This window comes from Agathobaculum sp. TL06, assembly GCF_054658635.1.
Map to the genome: position 1 here is coordinate 1 of NZ_BAAGGY010000005.1, position 15218 is coordinate 15218.

Genomic DNA, 15218 nt, shown 5'->3' on the forward strand with positions numbered 1-15218 from the left:
GTCTGGATCTACTGATACCTGAGCATTCCCCGCTAATGGACTGACACCAATATTTATTCTTCTATTTTCGCCAGACTCAACTATTGATTTTAGTTGGAGTGGTGTCGGCAACAGAACCGGATCACCAACTGTAGGGAAATATTCGATTCCTCTGGAAAACTCATATTGATTATCCGAACTACCGCAATTCGATTTTTCTTTAAGAATTCCTAATGGGTTAAGACTCATCTTCCTAAGTGGATACGGAAGATCAACAATACCAAAATCCTGTATTCCACGTCTTTTGGGGTACTGAGATCTTTCTATAGTAATCCATTCAACCTGAGAAACAAGGAATCCACTCTCATTTGGTATAAGAGTGTAACTGTTGATGCGAGGAAAAGGCCTTGGTACCCCAGTATTTAAGGCTACATTGTTAGGCGCTTCAATATCAAGCAAAACTTTAATTTCATCAGGAGAAACAAAATCAACACTGCCAATTCGCAATGAGTCCAGATTAGACAAAGGTGTTGTCATCTACTGAAACCTCGCCCTCTTCTTTCTTCAATATTTTAGGTTGTTCATATCTTTGCCGAAGCAATTCTGCCATACGGATAGTAGCTCGATCAATTGCTGGTTTGGGAAGATAATAATTAACCAGCGAGTCGATATTAGCGACATCTGATCCTATAATTAATGAAATCTGATTTGACCTTCCCCATTCATAGTAGCTTTTCATAATCCTTCCCATGGAATCACCATAAGCAATCACTATTAAATGTGTTGAGGGAATTGTAAGCATATCTTTAATTACCCTGTTTATATGTTCATCTCCAAAGCTATATCCATATGTAACGAGTGTGCTATTGGGACGGCACAATGCTGCAGCAAAATCACGAAATAATTCTACGTATGGATATTCAGTCGTTTCTCTATCCTTTGAGGAATTTGGATAGATCATAATCTTGGAGGAATCTGCATTGAGTCCAGGTGCATCGAGATACGGACGGATATCCTGGGCACCAAATGGTAGCCCAATCTTTTTGATACTACTATCTGTATTGATCCAATCTATTGAGCCGTGTAATTTAGTAAAATGTACAACACCTTCAAGATATCTCGGTTCTCCTCTAATTCCGGGAGGGTTATAATGCATATCAACATCTAATCTTGAAGATCTAAAAACAGGAGACAACGCTCCGACAAACCTATCAAGCAAGTGGATACCTGCAATATCCGCACCTGCTTCAATTAATCTATCATAATTAGTCGTGAATATGTTTAACCTATCACGTGTACCTGTGCGGCTTGCAAAACTCATTAAGAATAGTACAAGTTTATTGAAAGCATCGGTTCTTTTCGGTTCTGGTGCTGTAGCAATTTGGTTTTCTATAACGGAGATATTCTTTGTAAAATCATTAATTGCGTTAACAATTTCACCCTTTAATTCAGTTGCATCATCATCTTCTCCGAGAATTTCTAATCCGCGCAACAATTCACACATTACTCGAATATAGTCCTCGAAATTCGGATTTTCTCCTCGATTAGCAGCGGAAGCACTTGCAGCAGCGTTCATATTGATTTTGTTGGCATATTTTGATTTCGGTTCAAATTTTCCCATGCCGTTATCACTGGTTCCACAAGATACTAACTGAATTGCTGTTGTTAATCCACTACCAACCAGGAGAGATAAATGCTCAGATTGGAAAAGGGATGTAAGCCATGGTTCAATCCTATTTCTCAAATCAATAACGGAGAAAGTACCATCGGGACACCATTGAGCGCTCTCGTTTTCTTTTACTCTAAATAACTGATTACCATCAATAGTTTCTCGTGCAAACTCTATCGGCTGGTTATCATCTCTTACTTTGATAATATTGTAGTTATATTCTCCTGCACTCATTTTATCATCTCTTCTGTTCTTACTCTTGGAGCTTTTTCACATATCTACTTAAATGGAAAGAAATATAAATTTGCTTTTAGTGTACCACAAATTGTTCCGTTTCACAAGAAAAGTGCAAGCGCTGAAAATATTGATAATGTTTAAATTTCTTATATTCCCAAGTGATTCGAAATATAAGAACAGATCGATGTCAAACACAATTTTTCAAAATTTGCGCCGCAGTAAACAAAACCCTCTGGAGATTTCACTCCAGAGGGTTTTTGGTCCGAGTGGAGCGATTCGAACGCTCGGCCCCGTGAACCCAAATCACGTGCGCTACCAACTGCGCTACACCCGGATATTCGTTTTTTCTGCATGATACCATGCGGAGAAGGAAAAAGCAAGTTTTACGTGTCTGTGGGCAGTGCTGTGGTCACGCCCGATTTTGCGGGAGTTTTTCAACCGGGGAATTTCCGCCGCAAGCTACTGTCCCAAAGACTCCCGGGATCTCACTTTTGGGGGGAATGGATGAGTCGTCTATCCACCCAAATCACGTGCGCTACCAACTGGGCTACACCCTGTTATGAAATTTTCCAACTGTGGTCAAATATGGGTCAACGCCGGTTTTGACCAGTTCCCAGCGAGTGATAAAACTCCGTTAGCTCTGGCGTTTCAAATCTCTCCGGAATTTTGGAGAATCTCGGCTCAACGCCGATCTCACACCTCCAAAACAATCATGCTACCAACCACGCCCGTCTATCATCTATTAAGCAATATCCTCCTGCATCTTTATTGCTATGACAGACATTGTTCCCTCCAATGCAGCCTCACACCTCGATGCCTCTCCATTATCGAAAACATTAATTTTGTGCACTTTTCCTCCTCGCCCCAGGTAGATTTTCCGGTAGATTTCACCCGTCAAAACCTGTCACGGGTAGATACCAACCGGTAAGAAAAAGTTCTGAAAAAGTACGGAAAAGCAGGTAATAATGCACAATAAAACCACATGATTTGTTCAAACAGCGAGTTCAACTCCCCTCGGCTCCACCACAACGCGCAGATACGAACCATACACATTGTTAGGAACGTATTTGCGGTAACAATTAACAACGGCAGCAAGCAGTGATGCTTGCTGCCGTTGTTATTATGCGCGGATAAAATTTCAACTACTGGAAACAACGAGATTTTGCTTGCGCTCCCCACGGGGGGAGCCACATGGCAGGTATTGGCGAACAGGTGACGTTCAAGCTCATTTCAATCCACGCTCCCCGCGGGGGGAGCGACCATGCTTGATTTTAACCCTAACCGTGTGATGCACGATTTCAATCCACGCTCCCCGCGGAGGGAGCGATACGAGGACGGCAAACTCACCGTTCCCGCCATCACGATTTCAATCCACGCTCCCCACGGGGGGAGCGACCAGCGTTCCGTTTCTAAATCCGCTTGTGCAACGATTTCAATCCACGCTCCCCACGGGGGGAGCGACCGCGAACCCCGTGATGGCTGGCAGATACCCAGCATTTCAATCCACGCTCCCCACGGGGGGGAGCGACGTTGACCGCGCTGGGCATCCGCAGCCGGTTCGGATTTCAATCCACGCTCCCCACGGGGGGAGCGACGCTCAGCGCTTCATACACGTTCAGGCCGCGCTCAATTTCAATCCACGCTCCCCACGGGGGGAGCGACCGCGCCCGCGGACGACCGCAAGCTGCGCGTCCTATTTCAATCCACGCTCCCCACGGGGGGAGCGACATAATGTTCTTGTATGTCGGGATTTGTTGAAAGATTTCAATCCACGCTCCCCACGGGGGGAGCGACAACAGTCTGTAGCAATAAAGCCAAAATATGCAGATTTCAATCCACGCTCCCCACGGGGGGGAGCGACTTACCAAGGAGCGGCGTGAGGCCAGCCTTAACGGATTTCAATCCACGCTCCCCACGGGGGGAGCGACTCAGTGTGGCGGTTGTATGTGATTTCGAGCTTGCATTTCAATCCACGCTCCCCACGGGGGGAGCGACCGCTGTCCGGTCGGTTCGAGCGCGGTCAGATTCTCATTTCAATCCACGCTCCCCACGGGGGGAGCGACGCAGCCGCCCGCGCAAAACCCTGTGCTGGACGCCGATTTCAATCCACGCTCCCCACGGGGGGAGCGACGGAGCGCGTGAGCGGCAAACATCGGAGAAAGGGATTTCAATCCACGCTCCCCACGGGGGGAGCGACCGCCACGATCAACCCCGCGCTGATCTCGCGCAGAATTTCAATCCACGCTCCCCACGGGGGGAGCGACTTTGTAGTGTCCGAGGTGGTAATGCACACCGCGATTTCAATCCACGCTCCCCACGGGGGGAGCGACGTTTTGTCATATTTTAGCCTGTTTTCTCCAAAAATATTTCAATCCACGCTCCCCACGGGGGGAGCGACGGCAGCGAGTAATTGGCTTGCTGAAATTTTTCCATTAATTTCAATCCACGCTCCCCACGGGGGGAGCGACCTCGGGCGGAGGGAGGTGAGGCGAATGTGGAGAATTTCAATCCACGCTCCCCACGGGGGGAGCGACGCGTAATTTTAAGCCGGACGAATATTTATTGCTATTTCAATCCACGCTCCCCACGGGGGGAGCGACGAAGATGCATGCGAAGAATGGAGGAAAAAAGATTATTTCAATCCACGCTCCCCACGGGGGGAGCGACTTTCTGGCAACAGTTCTCCGCATTCGTCACAAAAATTTCAATCCACGCTCCCCACGGGGGGAGCGACAGCTAAATTCGAGGAGGCGTTGAAAGATGGCATGTATTTCAATCCACGCTCCCCACGGGGGGAGCGACGAGGGGAGAAGAGCTTGACAGAGTATGTACGGAAATTTCAATCCACGCTCCCCACGGGGGGAGCGACATCCAGCGTCATAGTGGGTAATTCTTGGAAGAGAACATTTCAATCCACGCTCCCCACGGGGGGAGCGACTGCCGACTTCACGGAGCCGGAAGATGCATGCGAAATTTCAATCCACGCTCCCCACGGGGGGAGCGACGGAAATGGTTGACCGGATGGCGATGCGCCGCAATATTTCAATCCACGCTCCCCACGGGGGGAGCGACTGACACATCGGGTGTGTTCTCTATCGAGATCGGTATTTCAATCCACGCTCCCCACGGGGGGAGCGACTCAATGCGGTGTTCAGGTTGGACTTTTTCATATTATTTCAATCCACGCTCCCCACGGGGGGAGCGACCCCCGCCCGGCTCATGCACCCACAGCGGGACATAACATTTCAATCCACGCTCCCCACGGGGGGAGCGACCGTTCCCTTTGGCATTCCATCAGAGGGAGCCGAGATTTCAATCCACGCTCCCCACGGGGGGAGCGACGGCAAATATAAATAAAATTATATTTGCAAAAATAGAACCTTTGCATAAAAGCTTGTTATTGAGAGGTATTTGTTGGGCTTGGGAAATGGATGAACGATTCAATTGATAAAAAATGCGTAGCTTTTTGAGTGCGAAGCTGCTTGCCGTTTCATGTGTGCTTATACTTCGCATGGTATTAGATCATCAACACACCTTCTGGGGCATAGGAGGTGCTACAGCCAAAATGTTCGATTTTGCTTTCATAGCGATTCCCTAAGTAGTAGAAACGCAAACTGTCTTTTTCCATATCCATGATGGAAAGCAATTTGGCCTGCAATTTTTTGCATTGTGCAGGGTCCAGTAAACACTCGAACACAGAACACTGAACTCTTTGTCCGAAATTAACACATTGCTTTGCAATTTGGCGAAGACGTTTTTTACCGGATGCATCTTCCGTATTTACGTCATATGTAATTAATACAAGCATTCTGCACCTTCATTTCCACAAAAAAGGCGGATATTCATCCAAGTCGTCTCGAAGGAATCGGGATAATAGCAGCGCCTGCAAATATGGAACCAATCCCCATGGTATTTTTTCACCTAAGAACGGATGGGTTATATTTTCTTTTTTGCGCTCTTGCCATCGTTGCAGAAAGGTTCGTCGTGCATCTTCTTGGAAATATACGCCGCCGCTTTCCCGATAAATAAAATCGGCAGCTTTGAATATGCGGTTGTTGATGCAGGTTAAAACAAACCGATCAGCAATACAGGGACGCAGTTCTTCCATGCAATCGAATGCTAAGGAACTGCGACCAGGCCGGTCTCGATGCAGAAATCCTACATAGGAATCCAAACCCACACTTTCCAAAGCAGAAGCGCAATCATGTGCCAATAAGCTATAAGCAAAAGAAAGCATGGCATTGACGGGATCACGGGGAGGTCTTTTGCTTCGAGATTGAAACGAAAATGTATCTTTGTCACCTAAGATCATCTGGTCAAATACGCTGAAATATGCAGACGCCCCAACGCCTTCTAAGCCGCGCAGGCTTTCAAGGGAAGTTTCAGATAAGATTTGAGGCAATAGCGTTTTCAGCTGTACGGAAACTTGATTCAGCCGCTTCGTATCTATACGCATACTGTGATCACGTTTGGTTCGCTCAATGGACCAGCGGGCATTATACAGTTTACCGAAAACCATGGAACGCGCAATGCGGCAGCTTTGCACAGGGTCATCGGCAATCCGGTATTGCATCCGCCGAAGCAGCACGTTGCCGTTGGACTCTCCGGTGACGCGGGCAAGGAATTTGCCGCGGGGTGTGCAAAAAGAAAGGGCTATCCCTCGTGTGGCACAAGCACCCATCAGCGCTGGAGAAGCGCCTGCATACGAAAAGGTTAGAATTGCACAAAGCGTATGGAGAGGATAGCGTGCGATAGCCTCTTTTCCCCGATTTGCGATAACATTTTCACCGTCAAGCGACAGATAAATATCCTCGGAGGTGACGAACAAGGTGTTGAGCAAATGTCTCATGGGCGGTCCTCCATAGCCTGATGCAAATATGCTTTGACAGTTTGTTTTCTCATCAGAACAGGCAGGCATATTCCTTTCAGGGAGCAGGCGTTGCAGCTTGTGGTCGGTTTTACCCTTGGCGTATGTCCGCGGCTATGTAACTGGTGCATTTCGTCCAGCATTGTGCGCACCGTTTGCCGAAGGTCCTCTGTAAAAGAAACGGCGCAGCGGCGACGGGTTTCCCCGTAGAAGAGCGCGCCTTCCGCAATAGGGCAGCAAAGCATTTCTTCCAGACATAGGGCTTGCGCACATAACTGCAGTTCGTCTGCCTGATGCGCTTTGGGCGCGCCTTTTTTATATTCTATGGGAAACGGTCGCCAACGTCCCTCCTCTCCGGACAATGCGATGCCGGTGGGAGCGGCGTGAAACTCCACCACATCACATTTCCCTGAAATTCCGAGCGATGCAGAACAGATCGGGAGCTCACGCAGAATCAGAATATTCCCGCGGCGTTCCCGCTGCTTACTGTCATGCGCACGGTGATGGAACAAATTGCCCTCAACCGTGCGCAGGTTGTCCTTCCATTGGTTTTCCAGATGAATGAGCGCCCATTGTCGCCGGCAGAATGCAAAATGCTGTAATCCAGAAAGCTGGAGGTAGTCCTCCTCCTGATAGATCACCCCATGCGCGTACATGTAACGCCGTCGGGCAAGGCTGTCTCATCCACAACGATTTCATAGTCCTGATAGCTGCGGGCTGGGGCGCCGGCAATCTGGTCTTTTCGGTTTACTTGAACCGCTTCAAAGAGTTTCCAGGCCGGCGCACAGCCTAGTTCGCTGTTGTGCTTGAATACGATCAGGTCACGAACTGCCATTTTGCCGCGTGCGGCGGAATGGTCGTGTTCGAACATATTGAGGATCGCTTGCCAAAGCAGGGCGAGATCCTCCTCGGAAAAGCCGGTCGTTTTGCGGGCTAAGTTTGCGGAAATATAGCCCTCGCAGCGATAAAGCCCATAGGGAACAATATATTTGCGGCCCATTTCTGTGCCTTTTTTCTCGGCATCGGCTTCGGTGGTGATGGCCACACGGGTGATTGTGACCTCTTGCGGAACAATTGGCTCCACACTGCGGGCAAAACCAAGCTGCACGGGGCCGCGCACCTGTCCGCAGTTGAGCGCGGACTTGACAAATGTGGTCATGACCGCACCAAAAGTTCGGATGTCATAGAAGTTTGCGCACATCCAATCACGGATTTTGCGATCCAGATCGGGATCGTTTTTCTTTTTGTCTTTAATCGTCTTATCCGTCACATCGAGCGCCGCATAGGCCTCTGCGTCGCTGCGGTTGAGCGGCACGCCATCCTTGACATAAATGCGATAGCCGGCAGCGTCCTCTTTGACCGTTTCGATATAATTTCGGATTTTGCGCTTGAGGCACACGTCGGTAACAAGACCCAAACCGGTTTCTGCGTCAACGCGCGGCATATTGCCCGCGTCTGGGTCGCCGTTGGGATTGCCGTTTTCTACGTCAAACAGGATGACAAATTCGTAACGGTTTTTAATGGGATCACTCATTTTATTTTTCCTCCTTCTTTGCGTAGCGCATTTGTGTCTGATGATAATAACCCAGCTGGAACGAACCCTGCTGGTGCAGGTTCAGGCGAACAGGATACGATTCTCCCAACTTGGAAAGCAGCTCGGTGATCTGCTTATCGTAGTAGGTGCGCAGGCCTCTGTCCAGCTTTTTCAGATGGCTCTGTACAAGTTTGAGCAAGACCGGAAATACATGACCGGGCGTTGCGGATGCCGAACTAAAATATTTATCTTTAATTGTTGCATTGATTCCGGGATTCGCAGCCTCTTGTGCGGCTTCCAGTACAGAAAACAATCTGCCCAGATTATAGGCTGTATTGGTGCTGTCAGGATTAAGAGACACAGTTAAAACCTCCTTTGGTACATCGGGATGCGTATTTTTCAGGTAATACGCCTTGAGAATTGCCGCGCGGCCTCGGGTAACTTCCCGTTCGGCACGGATGCGCAGCGCGACGCCGTTTCGCAGGGTGGCGGGATACGGTGTGTCGTTCATCACAGCGCGCAGCACCTCGCCTGCGAGATTTGGCGCCGGAGTCTTGTCGCGGGCATTCTGATTGACCGTTTCGTCGAGCAGTTTCCACAGTGGAAGCGTATCGAATTTATCGTAAGCAGGTTTGACAATTTCCAGCCTTGCCTGATGTGCCTGCGCATTGCGTAGAAGCGTGCTGAAGGTATTCCGCAGGAAAAAGCGAACCGACAAACGGGCGGCGTTGGGCGACAGGCCAAGGATATAAAATTCCATATCGGGGTTCAGCCGTTCTTCGTCCAGCAGAACAGTTTTTCCGGCGCACAGGTTTTGCAGCGCACTTTGCAAATCGGTGAGAGAGTAGGATGGCGGTTGCCCCATACATGCCCAGCCAAAGATATTTTGATAAATGTTGCCGCCACCTTTAGCCCAGCAGACCACAGTGGTATCGCCCATGCGGTAAACGTGCTCTCGGTCGGCAAGCAAATGGTTCAAAGCGGTGGTATAAGCAAAAGCGGCATATTTGCTTGTCGGGGCATTGAAGTTTTGCTCTTTGCCGTAAGAGCAGAACGCAGGCGCGTTGAACGAAACCAGCGCTGCGCCGCTGGACTGCGCGCCGGATACGTTCTTGATTGCCGGATGGATGTTTTCCACCGGCCCCTTTTCTCCCGTAACCAGACAGATCATTTCAGGACCGTCTCCGGCGGTTTGGTAATACGCATCCCAAGCGCGGCGGATCAATGGATCTTCGTGGATAAAGCGGCCGTCGTATTGAAATATCAAATTGGCGCCTGCGAGGATTTCTTCCATCTTTTCGGCGAGTACAGGATATGCGGCGGCCTGCTCGGGCTGCCATGTATGAAAAAAAGCGAGAACTGCTTTTGCTGCCGGACTGCCTATACCGTCCAGCAGCGTTTCGTGAAGGTCTTTACAGGCTGCAAAGCATGCTACACTACGTTGCGGCTTTCCTTTGTTGTCGATTCCCAACATATAGCTGGAATTGTCGCAAAGAAAGTTCGCGGCAACGCCGCTGGCGCGCTTGACAGGAGCAGGGAGCGTGAACAACCGCGGGGCGAGTACGGTCTTTTTTCCTTTGGGCTGCTCGGTAAGCAGGGGGATGACCTGTTCCAGCACACCGTCATCCGTAATGCACAACGCGTAAGAAACTTTGACCTTACTCCAGCCGGGCAGCACAATTTCACCACGGTCAGCAAGCGTCTGATAATAGCCGGTCAGTGCTTGCAGGATCATCGGAACACCCCCTCGCCGTCCGTTCGGGGAACCTCCAGCACACCGTCGTGCAGCACCGCGCGGAAGAACATGGGCTGGATATTGTTCGGGTCTGAGTAGTCCATATCCAGCAGCATTAGTCCGAGATCACGCTCCCCCTGCAGCTCGTTGGAGGCGGATAGCTGGGATTCGCAGAGTCGGAAGTGTGCTGGGAACTCGCGGCACCCAAAATAGGGCTGATGATAAAACTGCCCTTTTCGGATTCGGCGCTTGACAATGTCCTGAAACTTGCCGGGGTTATCGCCAGAGGCTGCGTTTGCAGTCATGTCAAAATGTGCTTCGATCACATAATGGACGTCCCGCAGCACCAGTGCCGCCCGCTGCTGGATATTCTCCGAAGCAGATAGAAACAGTTTGCCGGTGCCGTGTTCCATTACTGTGCGGGCAGCACGGGCGGATACGGTTGCTTTGACTTCGTTGCGCCGTATGTTGGTGAACCGGATGGGACTACACACAACAATGCGGTCGATATTCCATTTGATGCCCGGATGCCAATAGATTGCTTCGATCAGTCCGCGCGCGGCCGCCGGGGTTATTACATCATAACTGACGCGCTCAGTTTTCAGCTCCGGTCTGGAGAAACAGGCATATTCCCCCCAGACCTCCAAGCGGATGGACATGTACGTCACTCCTTTCTATAAATTAAATAAACAGCGCTTTACCGCTGTCCGCGTCAAGGGACAATCCGGTTTGCTCCGAATAGCTTGACGGATTGCATAAGATCGCTGTGCCGTCGTCCAGAATTTCTATATCTCCGGCCTGCTGCAGTGCCGCAAAGTGCTGCTCATAAACCGAAACGCCATACCGTCCAAGCTGTCGGTACAGACTTTTGCTGCGTTCGCCGGAGCGAAGCAGTTCGAGCAGCGGCTTGCCATCTTGATAGGGAACGTAGATTGTACATGTGGGGCTGTCGATCAGATGAAACCGGTCCGCGATCGTGCGGAAAGGGAAAAATTCGGTTCGTATGGTGGGCAGAATGCGTTGCATATCCTGTGCTTCTGAACCCTTCAGGTCAAACAGTTGCCGGAAGTATGCTTCGATGGCATCTGGTGCCATAAAGTCCGGATAATGCCGCAGGACGGATTGGCCTGCTCCGGCGGCCGCCGCGAGGAGCGGCGGCGTCCGTTCCTCGCTCTGAAAGATGGTGACAATGCTCTCGGAAACAGGACGTTTGCCTTCCCGATTGCATCGCCCAGCAGCCTGCAATATGGAATCCAGTCCGGTGAGTTCCCGATAGACAATGGGAAAATCAATGTCTACACCTGCTTCAATCAGAGAGGTGGAAACCACGCGGCAGGGCAGGCCATCGGCAAGCCGACGGCGGATTTCCGCAATCTGTTTTTGACGGTGGGCCGGACACATCAGGGTAGAAAGGTGGAAAACACCGTCGCCATTCAGCTGCCGGAACAACGCCTGCGCGCCTTTGCGGGTGTTTACGATACAGAGAACTTGCTTTTGCGCGTTGAGCTGTTCGGCTAACATGCTCCATGTTAGCCGCCCTTGCTGTCGGAAAGTGACGCGGCGGAAGATATTTGCCCCAAAGGTGCCGGATGGGCAAAGCTCAGTGATGGGATACTGGGGCAAAAATTCCCGAAAGACCGAAGCAAGGGCAGGCTGCGTTGCCGTACACAGGACAGCGGAAACATGATAACGTGCAACCAGTTGGGAAATGGCATAGATACAAGGCTGTAAGTAAGGGAGCGGCAGCATTTGCGCTTCATCGAAAATGATGACGCTGTTGGCAAGGTTGTGCAGCTTGCGGCATTGGGAAGGGCGGCAGGCAAACAGGGATTCAAAGAACTGTACAGCCGTCGTCACGATGACCGGCATATCCCAATTTTCGGTAGCCTGCGCCAACTGGATAGTATGCGCGTCCGTTTCGTTTGCAGAATCATACAGGACGTTGGAATGATGCTCCAACACATTCGTATCGCCCAGTATGGTTCGGAATATGTCTGCGGTCTGTTCAATGATGGATGTATATGGGATCACATAGATGATTCGTTTCATACCGTTCGCCTTGGCATGAGCGAAAGCAAACGCGAGCGATGCCACCGTTTTCCCGCCGCCGGTGGGAACGGTCAAGGAAAACAATCCAGGCGGCTGCATGGCCTGTGCGATGCAGCGTTCCAGAATGGCACAGCGCTGCCGGTTCAGCTCGCCTTGCGGCGGAAACCAGCCGGAGATATACTGCTGTAATTTCTCCCACAGGCAATCGATGGAGTCCTGATGCTGCGCGCGCGGATGGCCGGCCATAAATGCTTCGGTATCCAGATAGTCAGCGTCCACCAGGCAGGAATACAGCATACGGGTGAAAAACATGACTTCTTCCGGCAAGCTGTTTGTCAGGTCTGCGCGGGGAAGCAAAGGCGGGGCAACTTCTTCTTTCCAATGGTCGTACGGTTCGAGTTTGCCTTGCTCGGCCCGCCGTATTCGTCCGAGGAACGTGGCGGCATCGGCGCTGTCGGTCATGCTGCCGCCGTCCGGCAGTCCTCCATGATGCCCGGCGACGGCAAACGCTGACAAGGGTTGTCCCATGCGCCAGCATTCGTATGCACCAGCGGTGGAATGGTCGACCTGAGCCGTATCGCCGCGCACTCTTTGCTGGAATGCGGCGGAGAATTTGCCGATATCATGGAGCAATCCGGCAGCTTCGGCCTGTGCCTGTGCGTCAAAAGACTGCGCAAAGGCTTTAGCCAGTGTTGCCGTGCCAGCGAGATGAGAAAGGAGGGTTTGCGTTCGGCCATCGCGGGAAATATGCGCAAGAAAAGTGTCAGGGTTCAAGGGGAATCTTCCTTTCCTTTTTTATGATATCAATATGGCACAAAAGCTTTCTGCGCAGGCATTATCATACGGAAACTCAATTGTAGACACAGAAAGAGTAATCCTATATCAGAAGCGATAAGACTTGTTTGACTCCATTAAACAAATATGCAGACATTTCAAAAGACCTTAATGCTGTGGTGACTGCTGCCATAACGCCGGTATACAGCAGGCCCATTGGGATGCGTTTGACACCTTTTCTGTTTTTGTAAGTGTATTATAACATGATGTATGGCAATATGACAGAATTCTGTAAAAATTCTCCATAAATTATCAAGCCAAAAAATAGAGCGCCCCGCAAGGACGCTCTATAATATGTTTATAAAATAAGTCTTGAGTATGCTTGCTGAGAAACTTTTCTTCTATCAAACTACGAACGGACGGGAGCGGATAAAGTCATAACACCGACAATCCATTTTCAGCAGACAGGCAGAACGGCAAGGAACGCACCGCCGGACAGTCCTTACAACTGGGCGGGCGATACCATAGCGGATATTTTAGAGCGACCAGAATATCAAGGGCATACGGTAAACTTCAAAACCTACAAGCAACCTTATGAGTGCCGCCCTAATGCCGTTTCCTTTTATTCTTTCCTGCGCGGATAGGGTTTCCGCTCATCTGTAAAATCCAGCAGGTAGTCAATACTGGTATCATAAAATTCAGCAAGACGTTTTAATTGTTGTGCTGGAATGCTGATATTGCCTAACTCATAGTCTGAATATGTTGTTTGATGCACCTGTAGCAAATCAGCTACCTGTTTCTGACTCATATCCTTGTCGTTTCGCATCCCTCTCATATGCTCATACATGCTGTTCACCTCAAAGCAAGTATGGCTCAAGGATATATTCCTTATTGATTTTCAAGGGTATTTCCCTTATAATGGTCTTGAGGTGATTGCTTTGGAGAAAAACGAATTATTTCTGGAGGTATTCCGCGAGGTCCTTTCCAAGCAGGATATCCGCGTGGAATTCCCGTCCCTTATCGGAGTGGACGTCAATAAGCTGATGGATTCCATCTATTACCGCGCGCTCAACCGGATCAAGGGCTATATCCGCGACGACAGCCTTTCCGATCCGGAATGCTTTCAACAGATCGAGCTTGTCATTTCCACTTTGGAGCATCTGGGCAGCAGCGGCGGCTTCCGCCACGATTTCTGACCGCCGCGCTTCCCCTTTTCCGCTCCGTGCGCTGTCCCCCGCCTCCCGCGCAGCATAGACTGCGCGGGAGGGTTTTTTTTATGGTTTCCATTAGTCTTTGCATGATCGTAAAGGATGAAGAGACGGTGCTGGCGCGCTGTCTGGACAGCGTGCAGGGGATCGCGGACGAGATCATTATTGTCGATACCGGTTCTTCTGACCAGACCAGGGCCATCGCGTCGCAATATGGCCGAGTGCTGGACTTTGCCTGGTGCGATGATTTTTCCGCGGCGCGCAACTATTCGTTCGCGCAAGCGGGCTGCGATTATATCCTGTGGCTGGACGCGGACGACGTGATACCGCCGGAGAGCCGCGCGGGCTTTGCCGCGCTCAAGCAGCAGCTTGCGGAAGCAGCCGCCGACGTCGTCATGCTTCCCTATCATGTGGCGTTCGACCCGCAGGGCAAGCCGACGTTCGTTTATTTTCGGGAGCGCCTGCTCCGGCGGACGGCCGGATTTACCTGGCAGGGCGCGGTGCATGAATGCATCACCCCGCAGGGGCGCATTTTGTACGCGGACGCGGCTGTCGAACACCGTAAGGAGCGGCAGACGGACAGCCGCCGCAATCTTGATATTTATGAAAAGCAGCGCGCCGAAAAAGGAACGCTGACCGCGCGCGAGCAGTTTTATTATGCGCGCGAGCTGATGGCGCATCAGCAATGGGACGCGGCCGCGGCTGCGTTCCGTGATTTCCTGTCCCGTCCGGACGGTTGGGTCGAAAACCGGATAGAGGCCTGCCGCAACCTGTCCGACTGTCTCTGCGCGCTCGGGCAGCGGGACGAGGCGAAAGCCGCCCTGCTTCTGTCCTTTTCCATGGATGAACCGCGTGGGGAAACCTGCTGTGCGCTCGCCGCGCTTGAATTGCAGGAGGAGCACTACGCCCTGGCCAGGTTCTGGTACGAAACCGCCCTGCGCGCGCCGCGCAGGACCGAACGGGGCGGTTTTGTGCAAGTTTCCTGCTATGGGTATATCCCCTGTCTGGGGCTGTGCGTGTGCTGCGACCACTTGGGGCAGCATGACGAAGCCGCCGCGTGGAACGAGCATGCCGCGGCTTTCTGGCCGGATTCCCCCGCAGTCGCCTACAACCGCCGGTATTTTGCGCAGCGCGCCTCCGGTGCGGAGTGACCGGAGACCGCCCCC

The 15218-nt window shown here is 51.1% G+C and carries 12 protein-coding genes, 1 tRNA gene and 1 CRISPR repeat array; of the genes, 2 read left to right on the forward strand and 11 right to left on the reverse strand.

What is annotated here, in order from left to right; all coding sequences use genetic code 11:
- The 11 genes from ACYQ3S_RS04010 to ACYQ3S_RS04060 form a co-directional block, all read right to left on the reverse strand.
- Nucleotides 1–516: hypothetical protein (locus tag ACYQ3S_RS04010; RefSeq protein ID WP_459687440.1), on the reverse strand; the 516-nt coding region annotated here is incomplete at its 3' end.
- A complete protein-coding gene (locus ACYQ3S_RS04015; protein WP_459687441.1) occupies nucleotides 497–1882 on the reverse strand; it encodes an SIR2 family protein in 1386 nt (461 codons plus the stop codon). The genes ACYQ3S_RS04015 and ACYQ3S_RS04010, both read right to left, overlap by 20 nt.
- Nucleotides 1883–2143: 261 nt before the next feature.
- Nucleotides 2144–2219, reverse strand: a tRNA-Pro gene (locus ACYQ3S_RS04020).
- 893 nt (nucleotides 2220–3112) lie between these two features.
- Nucleotides 3113–5227: a CRISPR direct-repeat array (repeat unit 33 nt; unit sequence ATTTCAATCCACGCTCCCCACGGGGGGAGCGAC).
- Between the two features lie 175 nt (nucleotides 5228–5402).
- On the reverse strand, nucleotides 5403–5693 hold the full coding sequence (gene cas2 / locus ACYQ3S_RS04025; RefSeq protein ID WP_459687442.1) for a CRISPR-associated endonuclease Cas2: 291 nt from the start codon (nucleotides 5691–5693) through the stop codon (nucleotides 5403–5405).
- 9 nt (nucleotides 5694–5702) lie between these two features.
- On the reverse strand, nucleotides 5703–6734 hold the full coding sequence (gene cas1c / locus ACYQ3S_RS04030) for a type I-C CRISPR-associated endonuclease Cas1c (RefSeq protein ID WP_459687443.1): 1032 nt from the start codon (nucleotides 6732–6734) through the stop codon (nucleotides 5703–5705).
- Nucleotides 6731–7393: a CRISPR-associated protein Cas4 gene (cas4, locus tag ACYQ3S_RS04035; protein ID WP_459687444.1), complete on the reverse strand. Its 663-nt coding sequence runs from the start codon at nucleotides 7391–7393 to the stop codon at nucleotides 6731–6733. The genes cas1c and cas4 overlap by 4 nt, the downstream gene beginning before the upstream one ends.
- Complete coding sequence (gene cas7c, locus ACYQ3S_RS04040; RefSeq protein WP_459687445.1) at nucleotides 7390–8286, reverse strand: type I-C CRISPR-associated protein Cas7/Csd2; 897 nt, start codon at nucleotides 8284–8286, stop codon at nucleotides 7390–7392. Before cas7c ends, cas4 begins: the two co-directional genes overlap by 4 nt.
- Before the next feature lies 1 nt (nucleotide 8287).
- On the reverse strand, nucleotides 8288–10021 hold the full coding sequence (cas8c, locus tag ACYQ3S_RS04045; protein ID WP_459687446.1) for a type I-C CRISPR-associated protein Cas8c/Csd1: 1734 nt from the start codon (nucleotides 10019–10021) through the stop codon (nucleotides 8288–8290).
- The gene (cas5c, locus tag ACYQ3S_RS04050; RefSeq protein WP_459687447.1) at nucleotides 10018–10680 is read right to left on the reverse strand and encodes a type I-C CRISPR-associated protein Cas5c; all 663 of its coding nucleotides are present in this window, start codon (nucleotides 10678–10680) and stop codon (nucleotides 10018–10020) included. The genes cas8c and cas5c overlap by 4 nt, the downstream gene beginning before the upstream one ends.
- A gap of 22 nt (nucleotides 10681–10702) precedes the next feature.
- Complete coding sequence (gene cas3, locus ACYQ3S_RS04055) at nucleotides 10703–12844, reverse strand: CRISPR-associated helicase Cas3' (RefSeq protein ID WP_459687448.1); 2142 nt, start codon at nucleotides 12842–12844, stop codon at nucleotides 10703–10705.
- A 622-nt stretch (nucleotides 12845–13466) separates the two neighbouring features.
- A complete protein-coding gene (locus tag ACYQ3S_RS04060; RefSeq protein WP_107631850.1) occupies nucleotides 13467–13691 on the reverse strand; it encodes a helix-turn-helix domain-containing protein in 225 nt (74 codons plus the stop codon).
- 91 nt (nucleotides 13692–13782) lie between these two features.
- Here ACYQ3S_RS04060 and ACYQ3S_RS04065 point away from each other — a divergent pair, with 91 nt between their 5' ends.
- Nucleotides 13783–14040 carry a hypothetical protein gene (locus ACYQ3S_RS04065; RefSeq protein WP_054328521.1) on the forward strand — a complete coding sequence of 86 codons (258 nt, stop codon included), beginning with the start codon at nucleotides 13783–13785 and terminating at the stop codon, nucleotides 14038–14040.
- 80 nt (nucleotides 14041–14120) lie between these two features.
- Complete coding sequence (locus tag ACYQ3S_RS04070) at nucleotides 14121–15203, forward strand: glycosyltransferase family 2 protein (RefSeq protein ID WP_459687449.1); 1083 nt, start codon at nucleotides 14121–14123, stop codon at nucleotides 15201–15203.
- The last annotated feature ends 15 nt before the right edge of the window (nucleotides 15204–15218 follow it).

What these genes read in the sequence shown, in the direction of transcription:
- cas5c (WP_459687447.1), bottom strand. Translation starts at nt 10,680, where the DNA reads ATGTCCATCCGCTTGGAGGTCTGGGGGGAATATGCCTGTTTCTCCAGA.
- cas7c (WP_459687445.1), bottom strand. Translation starts at nt 8,286, where the DNA reads ATGAGTGATCCCATTAAAAACCGTTACGAATTTGTCATCCTGTTTGAC.
- ACYQ3S_RS04015 (WP_459687441.1), bottom strand. Translation starts at nt 1,882, where the DNA reads ATGAGTGCAGGAGAATATAACTACAATATTATCAAAGTAAGAGATGAT.
- cas8c (WP_459687446.1), bottom strand. Translation starts at nt 10,021, where the DNA reads ATGATCCTGCAAGCACTGACCGGCTATTATCAGACGCTTGCTGACCGT.
- cas1c (WP_459687443.1), bottom strand. Translation starts at nt 6,734, where the DNA reads ATGAGACATTTGCTCAACACCTTGTTCGTCACCTCCGAGGATATTTAT.
- ACYQ3S_RS04060 (WP_107631850.1), bottom strand. Translation starts at nt 13,691, where the DNA reads ATGTATGAGCATATGAGAGGGATGCGAAACGACAAGGATATGAGTCAG.
- ACYQ3S_RS04070 (WP_459687449.1), top strand. Translation starts at nt 14,121, where the DNA reads ATGGTTTCCATTAGTCTTTGCATGATCGTAAAGGATGAAGAGACGGTG.
- cas2 (WP_459687442.1), bottom strand. Translation starts at nt 5,693, where the DNA reads ATGCTTGTATTAATTACATATGACGTAAATACGGAAGATGCATCCGGT.